The following is a 16,704-nucleotide window of genomic DNA, read 5'->3' on the forward strand; positions in this document are numbered from 1 at the left end:
TGTCACGACACATTTCACAGGATGAAGTATGCAGCTAAGACAATCCGCTGTCCGCAACGTTACCTGCGGTGAGAACGTGGTAATTTATGAACCCGCAAATCTCTACAATTGCACATTGGGTGACAACGTTTTTGTCGGGCCATTTGTTGAAATCCAGGGTAATACGCAAATTGGCGCAGACAGCAAAATTCAGTCGCACACCTTCATCTGCGAATATGTCACCCTGGGTGCCCGCTGTTTTATCGGTCATGGCGTGATGTTCGCCAACGATATGTTTCGCGAAGGAAAACCCAACGCCGACCGCAACAGTTGGGGAAGAATTTCGATTGGCAACGATGTCTCAATCGGCAGTGGAGCGACCATTCTGGCGGTCACCATCTGCGATGGCGCGGTCATCGGTGCGGGGAGCGTGGTGACCAAATCGATCACCGAGAAAGGCGTGTATGCAGGAAACCCGGCAAAATTATTGCGTCGCCTGTAACTTGCCAGCTGACGGCGTAAACGCCTTATCCGGCCTGCAGTACAGGCAGGATAAGCGTAGCGTCATCCGGCTGGCAAACGGCTCGATTAACGGAAGTTCTCACTTCTGTCGCTGGTCATGTCGTACAGACCAAACTTACGTCCAAGCTGCTGGCCGCCATCACGCGTTAACGGCGTCCAGCCAATCGCCGCACGGCTGCGGGTCGGACCTGACGAGAACAGATCCAGCGGCACGGATACGTACACCCCTTTGGTAAAATCACCCTCTCCGTACTCATCCGGCGAGGCGTCGGTGATGGTCGCATAGCCGCCTACCACAACGCCGCTGTCAAAGCGCTTCGCCACTTCCAGCGTTCCGCCCTTATCTCCCGCCAGATACTGGCCCACGCTGGCTTTCACCAGTACATCCTGAGCGAATGACGGATTCCAGTACGCCGTCAAATGCCCGGTCTTCACGCTGTAGTCGGTGAATTTCATCATGTCCTGCGCGCTACGCCAGTCACGCTGTTTCACGTAGTTGGCATCAACACCAAACGCCCAGTTGCTGTCTAACGGACGATACAACACTTCTGCCCCCGCTCCGCCGTACATGGTTTCCAGATAGCCACCGTAAACCTGTCCGTAGAACCCGTTTCCGAGTGACTGGAAGTAGTTGGCCTGTAGGTTATTCACGTAGACATCGTTTTGCACATACTCGCGCACATGGGTACGCACTCGTGGCAAATGCGAATCCTGCGGCGGGTTGGTGTAGTTAAATTTGTCATAGTTATTGGCGATGTTGGCGAACAAACTCCCGGTGGTCAGCAGGTGATCGGTAACCCACCAATCCGCCGTTCCCATCACGCCCAACTGATACATATAGAAGTTTTCCGGGCCGCCCACCGACTGGTTAAGCACCGGATCGATGTGGAAATCGAAGCGTGACTTATCGATATACCAGCCCTGCTCGGTCGTTTTCGGCACCACGGGCTCAACGCGTTTTTGCGCCAGCTGGGTTTCATGGCCCAACGGTTCACCTTCCAGATGACGCTTGAGGCTGGAAACCTCCGTTTCGGTCGTCACCTGCGGCAAGTTAAGACGATTTTCCGTAATACGGATCGTGCGGATCCCGTCGGGAAGATCGTTCATCACGATCCGGTTGGCACGTTCGATCCCTTCGCGCGAATCACGGTATTTCACCTGTTCACCGGTCACATATAGCGTATCGCCCTGCACCTGAATTTTAGGATCGGCCAGTCCGGCGTTATATTTCAGCAGCGTTAGCTGATTCGCCACCACCGAATGTTGCAGGATGGCATCCTGCGGCTGTGCCTGATATTTCGGGCGGGCATTGTCGTTATAGTTTGGCCGCAGATCGTTGAAGTTAGTCCGCAGCGTGACCCCAAACATAAAGGTGTTCCCGCGCTCATAGCTGAGGTTAACGTCGGCCCAATCGGTGACGCGATAAATAGCGCCGACGTTAAACTTGCTCTTCTGATCCAGCTTGCCCGCAAAATCCTGCTGGTAATTGTTTCCCTCATACTCCAGTTTCAGACGCAACGGCTGCCAGGGCGTCTGATACTCGACGCCGCCAAACAGTGATGCCGGGCCGTGGAACATCTGGCTGCCGTCAATAGAACCGGCCTGCTTGTAGCTGTTATCGCGATAGCAGAATTTATCGCTGTATGAGCAAAACGGATTGCTGACGTTACCGCTGGTCCCGAGATATCCCCAGCCCAGGCCAAGCGAGAAATCAAACGGCCCCCAGGCTTTATTCGCCACAATATACTCCGCATCGAACAGGCCAGTTCCGCCAATATCTCGCGCGCCAACCGCCACCTGCGGCATCCAGTAGCTCTCTTCCCACAGCCGTAGTTTGAGATCAAAAGCTTTATCCTTGTAAGTCTGATCGCCAGAAAACGACTCCACGCTACTGTATTTTTTGGTACGCACATCGGTGTAGCGCAGCGTGGTTTCCAACCACGGGAAGAGCTGCACCGACGCAGAGTAGTAGCGGTACTGATCGTTATCGCGGTAATTGAGGCTCATTTCGCCCTCACGTGCCATGCGTGCGGTTGGGGTTTGCAGCAGCCCCACGCCGCCAAAATCGGACTGCGAAGGTCCAATGGGCGCGGGCCAGGTTTCACCGTGGCAGGCAACGCTTACGCCCAGCGCCAGTAAGCTGAGCAGGTAAGTTTTTCTCATTATTCGGGTATCCGCTGGGTCAGGGTGCGAAGAATGTCGGCATTAATTTCATCCGGGGTGCTGCTCCAGACAGCATCAGAGAGTCCGACATAAATGATGCTGCCGGGCATCGGCTCAACGTGACGTTTGTTCCAGTAAGCGACAGGTACTTTTTGCGTGCGCCCGTCAGGATAGATAACCCAGGCGAAGCTACAATCCGCGCCGCTGAGCCGACTTTGCCCATCGAGATAACTGGCAACATCACGCCCGGGCATAAACGGTTGTTTACCCGGATGGCTTAGCAGGCCAAACAGCGTGATATGCGTTGGCTGCGCTCCGACCCACAGCGTGTAATTGCCCTGCAACGGCGGGTTACCTCGCTCGCTGACGCGCACCACATCCGGGTCAAGGTTAATTTTCTGCCTGCCAGTCACCTTCAGCGCCTGAATTTGCTGGCGTAAGGTGTTGATAGCCTCGGCATCGTCACCGCTTTCTTCAGCACTCAGCGCTGCCAGACGAGCCAGTAATGCCTGCTGCTGACGTCCCGCCTCCATCGTTGCCCGCTCTTCGCTGATAACCGCGCCTGGCCACCAGCTATTGCTCAACCGCGGCTGTCCAACCAGGTCGAGCAGATGTTCGGCCCCGGTCAGCGTTTTTGGCTCTTCGCTAGCGGAGGTAAAGACCTTAACGCTGCCCGCAGCAAAAACAGACGCTGCGCTCAGGTTCAACAGCAGCGCCATAACGACTCGTTTGATCATGATTTTGCCGCCTTAATCAGCGTGGTTTTCACCGGGAAGTAATGCGCGCCTAGATACTGTTCCGACTGGCGAATCTGCCCTTCACTGTCTATCCAGTAGCGGTTATGCCAGCGCGTTTGATCGGTCGTTATCTCTTCATCGAGGATCCGTACCGGCGTGTCATCGCTGCCGACCTTGATGGTGTCTGCGCCATCCCATTTGAAAACCGATCGCGCGGTGGCATAGCGTACCTGCTGATGTTCAGTCCAGCCCATTGTGCGGGTCCACGTTGCGCCATCGACTATCTGATTGGGTTTGATGAGTGGGTCTTCCGCCAGATTATTCACCTCAATTAGGTTGTCCCCGCCGAGATGCGTTTTCACAATGCGCCCATGCTGCGTGACGAGAATAGCCCGATCCTGAGTCACCCATTTCTGCTGTCCGTTTTCCGCAAACGCGAGTACCACAAACAGTTGGGGACCGCCGTTTAGCTGCATATACTGGCTGGCGTAGGGCATATTTTGGATTTCATCGTCCGTCATCTGTACGCCGGGAGTACCAAACACGCTATCCCACAGCGAATGCCCCAACCCTTCGGTGGTGGCTGAGCACGCCTGCAGTAACAGGCAAACCATTATGAGCGCTGGTCGCTTCACGACGTTTCTCCGCATTATTGCCGGGTGGCGCAACGCTTATCCGGCCTACAAATCCCACATACTTTTGGCAATTCAAAATAACCACACCGAAGTGTGGTTAGAATTAAACGTACCTTTATTACTGGGTACTGGTGGTTGTGGTGGTTGTGGTTCCGGTATTAGAACCATCGCCGCCACCGGTCGCCGCCAGGGCGACCCCCACTGCAGAACTTACGGTGCTCACGCTGGTTGCGGAGGAACTTCCTGCCGAAACCGACGCGGCAGCCGACCCTGCTGCCTCACCCACCTGAACGGGGGCGGCATAGACAGAAGTCGCCGCAAGCGCAGATATAGCCCACAGGCCATACAGAACTTTTTTCATCACAAATTCCCTTCATTGTATGAATGGAGATTTACCCAAAAGAATTTCGGGCGAGATCGAGTATACACAAGCCAAAGTGTGCAAATTACGCCACGCGGGAATTTAGGATAATTAGATAACGAAAGGAAAAATGATTAAAAAATACAACAAAAACAATTAAATCAATAAATTAAAATATAAAAATTAAAATGCAATATCCGGTAAATCCGAAAACATCAGAAATTGAATAACATTAATAAAATTATTTTAGGATTAAGCTCAATTAAGGTATGAAGTTAAAACGTAGATATCCTGGAGCATTCTTATAAAAAAGCCGATATTAATATCGGCTTTTTATTTCATTAATGCCGGATGCGGCTAAACGCCTTATCCGGCCTACAAGTGTGTGCTATCAGGCACGCCAGGACTTATAACGGTTAATCAAACCGTTGGTAGAACTGTCGTGGCTGCTCACTTCGGAACCATCTTTCAGCTCTGGCAGAATGCGGTTCGCCAGCTGTTTGCCCAGCTCAACGCCCCACTGGTCAAAGGTGAAGATGTTCAGGATAGCGCCCTGAGTGAAGATTTTGTGTTCGTACAGTGCAATCAGCGCACCCAGGCTGAACGGCGTGATTTCGCGCAGCAGAATGGAGTTCGTTGGGCGGTTACCTTCGAACACTTTGAACGGCACAACGTGGTCCAACGTTGCCGGATCTTTACCCTGGTCGCGGTATTCCTGCTCAACCACTTCACGAGATTTACCGAATGCCAGCGCTTCGGTTTGCGCGAAGAAGTTAGACAGCAGTTTCGGATGGTGATCCGACAGCGGGTTGTGGGTGATGGCCGGCGCGATGAAATCGCATGGAACCATTTTGGTGCCCTGGTGGATCAGCTGGTAGAACGCATGCTGGCCGTTAGTACCCGGCTCACCCCAGATGATTGGGCCAGTCTGGTAATCCACCGCATTGCCGTTACGGTCAACGTATTTACCGTTGGATTCCATGTTGCCCTGCTGGAAGTAGGCCGCGAAACGGTGCATATACTGGTCATACGGCAGAATTGCTTCGGTTTCGGCACCGAAGAAGTTGTTGTACCAGATACCGATCAGCGCCAGCAGCACCGGCAGGTTTTTCTCAGCCGGAGTGGTGGAGAAGTGTTTGTCCATCGCATGCGCGCCGGAGAGCAGCTCAACAAAGTTGTCGAAGCCTACGGACAGGATGATGGACAGACCGATTGCAGACCACAGGGAGTAACGACCGCCAACCCAGTCCCAGAACTCGAACATATTGGCAGTATCAATTCCGAACTCGCCAACCGCTTTACCGTTAGTGGAGAGCGCAGCGAAGTGTTTGGCAACGTGCTTGTTGTCGCCTGCGGTCGCCAGGAACCAATCGCGCGCGCTATGGGCGTTAGTCATGGTTTCCTGGGTGGTGAAGGTTTTGGAAGCGACCAGGAACAGCGTGGTTTCCGGGTTCACTTTCTTCAGCACTTCGGCAATGTGCGTACCATCGACGTTAGACACAAAGTGCATGTTCAGGTGATTTTTGTAAGGACGCAGCGCTTCAGTCACCATGAACGGGCCGAGGTCAGAACCGCCGATACCGATGTTTACTACATCAGTGATGGCTTTACCGGTATAGCCTTTCCAGCTTCCGGAGATGATCGCTTCAGAGAAGGATTTCATCTTCTCCAGCACAGCATTCACTTCCGGCATGACATCTTTGCCGTCAACGATGATAGGCGTATTGCTACGGTTGCGTAGCGCCACGTGCAGCACGGCACGGTCTTCAGTGCGGTTGATTTTCTCACCGGAGAACATGGACTTGATGGCACCCGCCAAATCGGTTTCTTTCGCCAGATCCTGCAGTTTAGCCAGCGTCTCTTCAGTGATGCGGTTTTTGGAGAAATCCACCAGCATCAAATCGTCAAACGTCGCGGAAAACTTAGTGAAACGATCGCTATCTTTCGCGAAAAGATCCGCGATAGTAACGTCTTTCATTTCTTCAAAGTGTTTTTGTAGTGCCTGCCAGGCTGAGGTCTGCGTTGGATTGATGTTTTTCATTAGCAATACTCTTCTGATTTTGAGAATTGTGACTGAGATCGATTGTAACGCCAGTCACAGAAAAGTGTGATTGTTTTAATGCCATTGCCAGGGCATCCGCCAAACGTGGCTAAAAAGTATAGCGGTTATCAGCGTTGTTATTAGTACCGTTACTCAACGCAGTTGCAGCATGAAAAATCCGCATAATCCCAGCGTTGACAGTGCAAGCTACACATTTTATTTATAAATACGGTATTTGCATTTGCGCCTGCACCGGTTTCTGTTCTGCCTTATGTGCCATGGTCGCTCTATTCATTCCCTGACACGAGGTAGTTATGACTGATGTAGTTGTCTCCAAATTTGGCGGTACCAGCGTGGCGGATTTTGATGCCATGAATCGCAGCGCTGATGTAGTACTTTCTGATGCTAACGTCCGTGTAGTGGTACTTTCCGCTTCTGCGGGAATCACCAACCTGCTGGTCGCACTGGCTGAAGGGCTGGAGCCAACCGCGCGCTTCGAAAAACTCGATGCCATTCGTCAAATTCAGTTCAATATTCTGGAACGCCTGCGTTATCCAAACGTGATACGTGAAGAGATCGACCGTCTGCTGGAAAACATCACCACGTTGGCAGAAGCAGCGTCACTGGCGACCTCAACCGCGCTGACCGACGAACTGGTTAGCCACGGTGAACTGATGTCTACCCTGCTGTTCGTCGAGATCCTGCGTGAACGCAACGTGCAGGCGCAGTGGTTTGACGTACGTAAAGTGATGCGCACCAACGATCGTTTTGGCCGCGCAGAACCTGACGTCGCGGCGCTGGCCGAACTGGCAACGCTCCAGTTGGCCCCGCGTCTGAGCGAAGGTCTGGTGATTACTCAGGGCTTTATCGGCAGTGAAGGTAAAGGCCGCACCACCACGTTGGGGCGCGGCGGGAGCGATTATACGGCTGCCCTGCTGGCCGAAGCGCTGCACGCCACGCGCGTCGATATCTGGACCGATGTTCCTGGCATTTACACGACCGATCCGCGCGTTGTTCCGGCGGCGCAGCGTATTGATGAAATCGCCTTTGAAGAGGCCGCAGAAATGGCGACCTTTGGCGCGAAAGTGCTACACCCGGCAACGTTGTTACCTGCCGTACGTAGCGATATCCCGGTGTTTGTTGGCTCCAGTAAGGATCCAAAAGCAGGCGGTACGCTGGTATGCAATAAAACCGCGAATCCACCGCTGTTCCGGGCGCTGGCACTGCGCCGTAAGCAAACGCTGCTAACGCTGCATAGCCTGAATATGCTGCACTCTCGCGGCTTTTTGGCGGAAGTGTTCGGCATCCTCGCACGCCATAACATTTCGGTCGATTTAATTACCACATCCGAAGTCAGCGTGGCGCTGACGCTGGATACCACCGGTTCGACCTCCACCGGCGATACACTGTTAACACAGTCTCTGCTGATGGAACTGTCTGCCCTGTGTCGGGTTGAAGTGGAAGAAGGCCTGGCGCTGGTGGCGCTGATTGGTAACGACCTGTCCAAAGCCTGTGGCGTGGGTAAAGAGGTGTTCGGCGTACTGGAGCCATTCAACATCCGCATGATTTGCTACGGCGCGTCCAGTCATAACCTGTGCTTCCTGGTGCCCGGTACTGAAGCCGAACAGGTGGTACAGAAGCTGCACCATAATTTGTTTGAATAAAATTTCATCACGCAATAAACAATAACGATAGCCGGGCTCGAACCCGGCTTTTTTATAACAACACATTTCAATCGCAAGGAATATAACATGCTCGCTACTCTCACGCGGCTGTTCCCGTTATGGGCACTGCTGCTCTCTGTTGTTGCGTATTACACGCCCACCACCTTTACGCCTGTCGGGCCATTCGTGCCGTCGTTACTGATGCTGATCATGTTCGGTATGGGCGTTCACCTGAAGGTAGACGACTTTAAACGCGTACTCTCACGTCCTGCACCAGTCGCGGCGGGTATTTTCCTGCACTATCTGGTGATGCCGCTCGCCGCATGGATTTTAGCGCTGGCATTTAATATGCCGCCGGAATTGTCCGCAGGGATGGTGCTGGTCGGTAGCGTCGCCAGCGGAACAGCATCAAACGTAATGATCTATCTGGCAAAAGGCGATGTGGCGCTCTCTGTGACTATTTCATCGGTTTCAACGTTGGTCGGCGTTGTCGCCACACCGCTGCTGACACGGCTGTATGTCGACGCGCATATCCAGGTGGATGTGATGGGTATGCTGCTGAGTATCCTGCAGATCGTGGTCATTCCAATTGCGTTGGGGTTGGTCATTCACCACCTGTTCCCACGCGTCGTAAAAGTCGTGGAACCGTATCTGCCCGCATTTTCAATGGTGTGCATTCTGGCAATCATCAGCGCCGTCGTGGCGGGTTCTGCCTCGCACATTGCATCCGTCGGCTTTGTGGTCATTATCGCCGTAATCCTACATAACACCATTGGCCTGCTCAGCGGCTACTGGGGCGGAAAATTGTTTGGTTTCGACGAGTCAACCTGCCGTACGTTGGCAATTGAAGTGGGCATGCAGAATTCAGGACTTGCCGCTGCGCTGGGCAAGATCTACTTTGGCCCGCTTGCCGCCCTGCCTGGCGCGTTATTCTCCGTCTGGCACAACCTTTCCGGTTCGCTGTTGGCAGGCTACTGGTCCGGTAAGTCGATTGAAGAGAAACCACACTCAGTAAAACAACACTAATCTTCATAAATGGAGGAGGCATCCTCCATTTCTCCCTACCCGCATTTGAACCCCATCACAAAACAACAAACATCAACATAAAACAAAATAATTATTTAATTGTTATTTTTCAAAAAAATACACAAACAAACCTGTTTTTAATTCAAATTTAATCATTTTTCTAATGTTGATTTAGTTTGTTTTAATTGGGAATATGATTTCACTACAACACAGATAAACCCTTACCCTATCTTCGAGGCCGCTATGAAAAAAATTGCGATTATTGGAAGCAGTGGAGGCAACCTCTACAACCTGGGTGGTGCTGAACCAGAAAAGCTACTCCAGGAAATTTACCAGCAGTGCGAAGCCGCAGGAGTGGAAGTTGCCGCTGTGCAGTTCATTGCGGCAGAAGCCTCAATGGACGTTGCCAAAGCTCACACGCCAGCGTCGGTATTTGCACTAACCACAGAAAACCAACAAAAACCACAAAGGATATTTCAGGGCAAACTTTCAGATGTGAACGACTCGGTAGTTGAGAGCGATTGCAGGATTGCTGAAATGATCCGTAACGGTGAGATCGACGGGATCATCGTGATGAGCGCCGATCCGGTGAAGGCCAACCAGGCGGTCTTTGCCGCAGCTGTTGAAATGAAAACACCGATTGTTGGCACCGGCGGAACCTCAATGGCGCTAGTGGCGGCAAAAGGGGCAAATGTCGTCGCAACCTCGGGCACGACGGGTACCACCAGCCGAACCCGCGCAGTCTCCTTCATCGCATCACTGTGTAAGTACTGGGGCGTTAAATACAAACCACAGTTGGGCAGTGCCTCTCCTTCACAGGGCGGTTCTGGAAAAAGTCTGCTTAAGCGCTTCAATATTCGCAGCATAATGATCCCTGCGCTGCCGGGCTTTATTGCCATGGCAATCGTGCTCGCACTCAGTCACATTCCGGGCCTGGAAAAACTCAACGATATCTTTGAAATTCTACTGAAGGGCCTACCGGTTTTAGTTGCGGTTCTCGCAGCAAAACAGATTTCGGAACTGGATGAAGTCTCAATTGTGGCCGGGGTGGTCGCCGGAGTACTTTCCGTCGAAGGCGGTCTGATTGGAGGGATCATCGGTGGTTTGATGGCCGGGATTTTCGTTCGTTGGCTGTTCGAATTATGCCTGAATTGGCGCTTTCCGATGACCACCGTCAACATTGTAGCGGGTGGGATCTCAGGCCTGGCCGCTGGGTTAATCATGCACTATCTGCTGAGTCCGCTGGCGCTGTCAGCAGGTAATTACATCAAACTGGCTATCGAAAGCACGCTGGCCTTCAGCCCTATTCTTGCCGGCCTGCTGGCTGGGTTGGTTATCTGGCCAGCTATTCTGGGGGGAGTCTATCACGCAGTCATTCTGCCGCTGGTGCTCCTGGAAATGGAAAAATCCGGAGTCAGCTTCCTCGGCGCTGTCGATATGGTAGGCCTGGTGATGGTTGCTGCAGGAATCAACCTGGCTAACGTCATCGCACCACGAGAAAAAAGCGAAGCAGCCGTCGCGACGCCCGGCCTGCTTATCAACCTCGGCTTTGGGACCTTCGTTGAATCGGCCTATCCGTTCATGTTTGCCAACAAAATTGTCTTTGGTTCAGCGATCGTTTGGGCCGGTCTGGGCGGCATGATGCTGGGTTTCTTTAACGTCAAAGGCGTAGCTTATGTCCCCGCATTTGCCTCTCCGTTCTTATCCAGCAATGCGCTGCAAATGGCGATTGTGATGGTTACCGTCATGGGCCTGACCTGTATTTCCACCATTATTGCCAACCGTTTTAAGGCTGTCGCACAGAAAGAATCTACCGCGTCAGCCCATTAATTAATGCACCAACACCAGAGGTACACCATGTTTAAAGGCGATATGAATAAAAAACGCGCTAAAGCGTTACAGAAAGTGAAAGATGCCATCACGCTGCACGGCGGGCAGACCATCCTCAGCACAGGGATAACCGGCGACGATGCGCGTCTGGCAAAAGCAGTATGTGAGGCGGGCGTTAAGCTGCTCGAACCGAACCATCCCGCACTGGCGCTGGCGCGTGGGCATAAGGGGGTGAGTAACATGCACGCGGCAGAACAAATCCGCCACGAAATCACCAACAGCCAGATGGCCGAAGCAGTACATGGCGTACGTAATGTGGTTCCTGACGATATCTTCATTACCGTCGGTATCGCAGGTGGCTTTACCGAAACGTTACCGGTCCCGCTCACGGAAACAGAGATACTGGAGATTGCTCGTGCTGGTGCCGATGGCTTACACACTCATAAATCCGACTGGGACGATCTACAGGACATCGTTAATCTCGCCCATCAGTATGGCCTGACCGTTGATGCTTATATTGGTCACCCGGATGACCTGCATACCTTCGGTATTCCTGCGCGCACTCCAGAAGAGGTCGCCAGCGTAGCAAAACGGATGCAGGAGATTGGCGTCGACATGATTGGTTTAATGACCGGTATGAGCTACGAAGGCGTAGCCGCAGGTGATATTCCGCAAGCCATTAAAGATCGCCTGTGGGCGCTGGTCGGCGCGGTAAGCGTGCCGACGCTGGCGGAAGGCGGAATTAACCTCGCCAATGCCAAAGCGTTTAAGGATACCGGGGTCAATATTCTGGTCGTCGGTACGGCAATCGACAATATGGTCTGCAACGCCGCCAAAGAGGCTGTCACACCGTTTATTGCGCATTGATATTAAGGGAAAAAAAGCATGTTACTGGTCACCGATCTGGATGGAACACTACTGACTTCGCAAAAGACAATCAGTCCACGCACTCGTCAAGCACTCGTAGAATTCCACCAGCGCGGTGGCCTGTTGGTCGCCTGTTCCGCCAGACCGGTCTCCTCTATGATGCGCCTGCTACAGCAGCAGCAGGTTAATGCGCTGTTTGGCTGGTGCGCAGGCTTTAACGGAGGTCAGATCCTCGAGATGGCGCAGCAGCGCAATATTCATACTGCAGCGCTCTCTTGTATGAATCTTCGGGATATTGACCGACATATTGCACTTTCCCTCTGCCCTCATCACTTTTTTAGCGCCGATGCTATTTATCATCGTTGCGACCTACAGGTAGCGCCATGGACAACTTATGAAGCCCGTTTATTTGAATTACCACTTTACATTGATATCCAACGTAGCGAAATAAATAAAGGTTATGCTATTAGCATGTTAATGCACCAGCTAAATATAACAGCCGATAAAGTTGCGGCGATTGGCGACCAGCAAAACGATATCAGTATGTTTTCCGCCGCCGGCATTGGTATTGCAATGGGGAATGCGCCTGAGGTAGTAAAACGACAAGCCAGCTATGTGACGGCCTCTAATGATGATGAGGGTATTGTCTGTGCGCTGGAGTGGTTGCGTTGCTCTGCACATCCAGTTACCATGCGCCAAAGCACGACGTTGGCGGAAAATAATGAACCCGATTAAAAGAAGAAAACATATCCTCGATGAATTAAATAAATTCGGTGAAGTGACGGTTATCAAATTATCGGAAACGCTAAAAGTCACATCAGAGACCATTCGCCGCGATCTCTCCATCCTGGAGTCTGAAGGGCAAATTACCAAGATTCACGGCGGAGCCGTCAAAAAGCAGGTTGTTCAGGAAGATGAATTTGGCGCGCGGATTGATATACACCGCGAAGAAAAAATGGCAATTGGTAAACTTGCCGCCGGGATGGTCTGCGAGCACGACACTCTATTCATTGACTCCTGTACAACAAATCTTATTCTGGCCGAACAATTACCTCCTCTGGCCTACTCCGTTATTACTAACTCAGCCTTAATTGCCGATAAAATAAAAGAACATAATCTTAAAGCGCGCGTTTATGTATTAGGTGGTGAATATGACTACCATTTCCGTGCCAATCTCGGCGTCTCCGTTTGTCAGCAAATAAACACTATTCACGCAGATATCTGCTTCATCGGCGCGGGTGGTATTTCACCTCAACATGGTGTCCTGGTGAAAAGCTTCGATGAAGCCTATGTTGCCAAATCAATGATTGCTATGAGTAAAAAGTCGGTAATTCTTGCCGACCATACAAAATTTGGCCAGGACGGAGTGATGTGTATCGCCACATTAAAAGAGATCGATAACATCATCACAGACAAACGATTCAGAACAACGGGCTATACACAGCAGGACTTCGCCGGAAAATTACGTATTGCTGAATAATACAATACATGACGCTATCAGCAGGTTCTGGATTACCGTACACTGAGGATATCGGCTAACAGAGGGCACCCTTATGGCACTCCCCCGCATTACCCAAAAAGAGATGACCGAGCGCGAACAGCGTGAACTGAAAACGCTGCTCGACCGCGCGCGCATTGCGCATGGTCGTCTGCTGACCAACGCAGAGACCAACAGCATCAAGAAAGAGTACATCGATAAACTGATGGCCTTGCGCGAAGCAGAAGCTAAAAAAGCCCGCCAGTTGAAGAAAAAGCAGGCCTATAAACCGGATGCGGAAGCATCGTTTTCCTGGTCAGCAAATACGCCGACGCGCGGCAGACGTTAACGTCCCTTCTTCTTACGTCCCGGCGAAGTAAAACGCTTACCGTTTGCCGCCGGGCGCGATTTCTCTTTCTCCGCTGATTTTTCGATTTTCACCACCGGACGCTTAATGCCTGCGGTTTTTGGCTTCGCTTTCGCCTTCGGTTTGGCTTCTGAGGACGAGTTCTCAATCAGCTTGAACAGATCGATCAGTTCGTCATCTGTCAGGTCGCGCCATTCACCAAGCGGCAGACCAGACAAACCAACGTTCATGATACGCGTACGCTCAAGCTTGGTAACTTCATAGCCAAAGTGTTCGCACATACGACGGATCTGACGGTTAAGCCCCTGAATCAGCGTAATACGAAACACAAACGGCGCTTCTTTCTTCACCTTACATTTTTTGGTGACGGTACCGAGAATGGGCACACCGGCCCCCATACCACGGATAAAGTCATCAGTGACCGGCTTATCGACCGTCACCAGATACTCTTTTTCGTGATCGTTACCGGCACGCAGGATTTTATTCACCAGGTCGCCGTGGTTGGTCAGAAAGATAAGTCCCTGAGAATCTTTGTCCAGACGACCAATTGGAAACACGCGCTTGCTGTGATTCACGAAATCAACAATGTTGTCGCGTTCGCTGTCTTCGGTGGTGCTGACAATCCCTACCGGCTTATTCAGCGCGATAAAAACCAGATCTTCCGCTTCACGCGGCTCAATCAACCGACCATTTACTTTTACGACGTCGCCAGGCATCACCTGATCGCCGATGGTGGCGCGTTTACCATTCAGGAAGACATTCCCTTGTTCGATAAAGCGATCCGCCTCGCGGCGCGAGCAGATTCCGCTTTCACTGATGTATTTATTTAATCGGATGGATGAGTCGGGCAGCATAGTTTCTCCTTTGACAGCGAAATATACCCTACCTTGCGGACGATAAAAAATAATCGTGTTCGACTGTCCACGCGCTATTTGTGATCCGTCACACCTTTTGACACAAAAGTGTCAGCGATCCATCCCTGCAATTTTGTTGAGTGAAAACAAGCAGAATCAATACATTAGAGAGGTATGCACATCTGTGCCGACAACGCGCCATCACCACATCAAATGTGCAACACAATCGGTCATTTCAGGGCGCTGAAATAAGTGAAAATAGCTTTGAGATGGAGAACAGATGGGGTTATATCAGATCAAGAAGGCAATTTCGTGATTTGCACAAATGTGCAGGAGTCCAAAAATGGCGACGGAAAACAGCGATGATATCCGCCTGATCGTAAAAATAGCGCAGCTGTATTACGAACAGGATATGACACAAGCGCAAATCGCCCGCGAGCTGGGTATTTATCGCACCACGATCAGCCGGTTACTAAAACGTGGACGCGAGCAGGGTATCGTCACCATCGCCATTAATTACGACTACAACGAAAATCTGTGGCTGGAACAGCAGCTAAAACAGAAATTTGGCCTGAAAGAGGCGGTCGTAGTCTCCTGCGATAGCGAGCAGGAAGATGAACAACTTAATATGATGGGCGTACATGGCGCACAGTTGCTGGAACGCTTACTGGAACCTGGGGACATTATCGGGTTCTCATGGGGCCGCGCGGTACGGGGACTGGTGGAAGGATTATCTCCTGCCAGCCAGTCGCGCCAGCTGATCTGTGTGCCGATTATCGGCGGACCATCCGGCAAGCTTGAAAGCCGCTACCACGTCAATACGCTGACCTACGGCGCTGCGGCAAAGCTCAAAGGGGAATCACACCTGGCAGATTTCCCGGCACTGCTGGAAAACCCGCTGATCCGTAACGGGATCATGCAGTCACGACATTTTAAATCGATTTCTGCGTACTGGGATAATCTGGACATCGCGCTGGTCGGGATTGGATCTCCGGCGATACATGATGGCGCCAACTGGCACGCCTTTTACGGCAGTGAAGAGAGTGATGACCTGCATGCCCGCCAGGTCGCCGGAGACATTTGCTCGCGCTTTTACGATATCAACGGTGTAACCGTAGAGACCAATATGAGTGAAAAGACGCTCTCCATCGAAACCAATAAATTAAAACAGGCGCGTTACTCCATTGGCATTGCAATGGGTGAAGAAAAATACAGTGGGATATTAGGCGCATTACGTGGGAATTATATTAACTGTTTAGTCACCAACAGTCATACCGCTGAATTATTGTTGAAGTAAATAAATTCTAATTGGTCCTGCCATAATTAATTTTATGTGGGATCACCTTATCTGAATCGGGAGTTTATTATGCAAACGTGGTTAAACTTGCAGGGCAAAGTCATTATTGTTACCGGTGGTGCATCCGGAATTGGTCTGGCGATTGTCGAAGAGTTATTAGCGCAAGGCGCTAATGTACAAATGGCAGATATTCATGGTGGAGAAGGTAAATACGATAGCCATGACGGGTATCATTTCTGGCCAACGGATATTTCCAGTGCCAAAGAGGTTAATCATACTGTCGCTGAAATTATCCAACGCTACGGACGTATTGATGGGCTGGTAAATAATGCTGGCGTTAATTTTCCGCGTCTGCTGGTCGATGAAAAAGCACCCGCCGGGCAATACGAACTCAACGAAGCTGCTTTCGAAAAAATGGTTAATATCAACCAGAAAGGTGTGTTCTTAATGTCGCAGGCAGCGGCACGCCAAATGATAAAACAGCGTAACGGCGTGATTGTGAATGTCTCTTCCGAAAGCGGACTGGAAGGTTCTGAAGGTCAAAGCTGTTACGCCGCGACCAAAGCCGCATTGAATAGTTTTACCCGTTCCTGGTCGAAAGAGTTGGGCAAACACGGCATCCGCGTGGTTGGTATTGCACCTGGCATTCTGGAAAAAACCGGACTGCGGACCCCCGAGTATGAAGAAGCGCTGGCCTGGACCCGCAACATCACCGTCGAACAGCTGCGCGAGGGCTACACCAAGAACGCGATCCCGATTGGTCGTTCAGGGCGCTTAAGCGAAGTTGCTGATTTTGTTTGTTATCTTTTATCTGAGCGCGCCAGTTACATCACCGGAGTAACCACTAACATTGCGGGCGGAAAAACGCGCGGCTAAGGAGGTTT

16 protein-coding genes are annotated in these 16,704 nt (G+C 51.5%); 10 read left to right on the plus strand and 6 right to left on the minus strand.

Annotated elements, in window-relative coordinates:
* The first annotated feature begins 28 nt into the window (after positions 1-28).
* A complete protein-coding gene (locus SK35_RS22675; protein WP_008786912.1) occupies positions 29-481 on the plus strand; it encodes an acyltransferase in 453 nt (150 codons plus the stop codon).
* An 86-nt stretch (positions 482-567) separates the two neighbouring features.
* On the opposite strand, the gene SK35_RS22680 is transcribed toward SK35_RS22675, so the two are convergent.
* The 5 genes from SK35_RS22680 to pgi all read right to left on the minus strand — a co-directional run bounded on the left by SK35_RS22680 (position 568) and on the right by pgi (position 6,438).
* Positions 568-2,664 (minus strand): YjbH domain-containing protein, encoded by a 2,097-nt coding sequence (locus tag SK35_RS22680; protein WP_048215137.1) that lies wholly within the window; start codon positions 2,662-2,664, stop codon positions 568-570.
* Positions 2,664-3,401 carry a capsule biosynthesis GfcC family protein gene (locus tag SK35_RS22685; protein ID WP_048215138.1) on the minus strand — a complete coding sequence of 246 codons (738 nt, stop codon included), beginning with the start codon at positions 3,399-3,401 and terminating at the stop codon, positions 2,664-2,666. Before SK35_RS22685 ends, SK35_RS22680 begins: the two co-directional genes overlap by 1 nt.
* Complete coding sequence (locus SK35_RS22690) at positions 3,398-4,036, minus strand: YjbF family lipoprotein (protein ID WP_020996091.1); 639 nt, start codon at positions 4,034-4,036, stop codon at positions 3,398-3,400. The genes SK35_RS22685 and SK35_RS22690 overlap by 4 nt, the downstream gene beginning before the upstream one ends.
* 118 nt (positions 4,037-4,154) lie before the next feature.
* The gene (yjbE, locus tag SK35_RS22695) at positions 4,155-4,397 is read right to left on the minus strand and encodes an exopolysaccharide production protein YjbE (protein WP_003826562.1); all 243 of its coding nucleotides are present in this window, start codon (positions 4,395-4,397) and stop codon (positions 4,155-4,157) included.
* A 391-nt stretch (positions 4,398-4,788) separates the two neighbouring features.
* On the minus strand, positions 4,789-6,438 hold the full coding sequence (gene pgi, locus SK35_RS22700; protein ID WP_003826559.1) for a glucose-6-phosphate isomerase: 1,650 nt from the start codon (positions 6,436-6,438) through the stop codon (positions 4,789-4,791).
* Positions 6,439-6,752: 314 nt separating this feature from the next.
* Between pgi and lysC the strand changes: the two genes are divergently transcribed.
* The 7 genes from lysC (at position 6,753) to SK35_RS22735 (ending at position 13,651) form a co-directional block, all read left to right on the plus strand.
* Positions 6,753-8,102: a lysine-sensitive aspartokinase 3 gene (lysC, locus tag SK35_RS22705; RefSeq protein WP_032942084.1), complete on the plus strand. Its 1,350-nt coding sequence runs from the start codon at positions 6,753-6,755 to the stop codon at positions 8,100-8,102.
* An 87-nt stretch (positions 8,103-8,189) separates the two neighbouring features.
* A complete protein-coding gene (gene panS / locus SK35_RS22710; RefSeq protein ID WP_032942083.1) occupies positions 8,190-9,128 on the plus strand; it encodes a ketopantoate/pantoate/pantothenate transporter PanS in 939 nt (312 codons plus the stop codon).
* Positions 9,129-9,371: 243 nt separating this feature from the next.
* A complete protein-coding gene (locus SK35_RS22715; protein ID WP_048215139.1) occupies positions 9,372-10,958 on the plus strand; it encodes a PTS sugar transporter in 1,587 nt (528 codons plus the stop codon).
* 27 nt (positions 10,959-10,985) lie between these two features.
* A complete protein-coding gene (locus SK35_RS22720) occupies positions 10,986-11,825 on the plus strand; it encodes a histidine biosynthesis protein (protein ID WP_032942081.1) in 840 nt (279 codons plus the stop codon).
* 18 nt (positions 11,826-11,843) lie between these two features.
* Positions 11,844-12,560, plus strand: a complete 717-nt coding sequence (locus tag SK35_RS22725) for a Cof-type HAD-IIB family hydrolase (protein ID WP_048215140.1) — start codon at positions 11,844-11,846, stop codon at positions 12,558-12,560.
* Positions 12,547-13,305 carry a DeoR/GlpR family DNA-binding transcription regulator gene (locus SK35_RS22730; RefSeq protein WP_048215141.1) on the plus strand — a complete coding sequence of 253 codons (759 nt, stop codon included), beginning with the start codon at positions 12,547-12,549 and terminating at the stop codon, positions 13,303-13,305. Before SK35_RS22725 ends, SK35_RS22730 begins: the two co-directional genes overlap by 14 nt.
* A 73-nt stretch (positions 13,306-13,378) precedes the next feature.
* On the plus strand, positions 13,379-13,651 hold the full coding sequence (locus SK35_RS22735; RefSeq protein ID WP_003826541.1) for a DUF3811 domain-containing protein: 273 nt from the start codon (positions 13,379-13,381) through the stop codon (positions 13,649-13,651).
* On the opposite strand, the gene rluF is transcribed toward SK35_RS22735, so the two are convergent.
* Positions 13,648-14,523 carry a 23S rRNA pseudouridine(2604) synthase RluF gene (rluF, locus tag SK35_RS22740; protein ID WP_008786901.1) on the minus strand — a complete coding sequence of 292 codons (876 nt, stop codon included), beginning with the start codon at positions 14,521-14,523 and terminating at the stop codon, positions 13,648-13,650. The two genes, SK35_RS22735 and rluF, sit on opposite strands and share 4 nt — an antisense overlap.
* A 343-nt stretch (positions 14,524-14,866) precedes the next feature.
* Between rluF and SK35_RS22745 the strand changes: the two genes are divergently transcribed.
* Entirely contained in the window at positions 14,867-15,820 is a 954-nt protein-coding gene (locus SK35_RS22745; protein WP_048215142.1) for a sugar-binding transcriptional regulator, read from the plus strand.
* A 69-nt stretch (positions 15,821-15,889) separates the two neighbouring features.
* The gene (locus SK35_RS22750) at positions 15,890-16,696 is read left to right on the plus strand and encodes an SDR family oxidoreductase (RefSeq protein WP_032942076.1); all 807 of its coding nucleotides are present in this window, start codon (positions 15,890-15,892) and stop codon (positions 16,694-16,696) included.
* Positions 16,697-16,704 lie beyond the last annotated feature (8 nt).

This window comes from Citrobacter sp. MGH105, from assembly GCF_001037485.2.
GTDB classification, from domain to species: domain Bacteria; phylum Pseudomonadota; class Gammaproteobacteria; order Enterobacterales; family Enterobacteriaceae; genus Citrobacter; species Citrobacter portucalensis.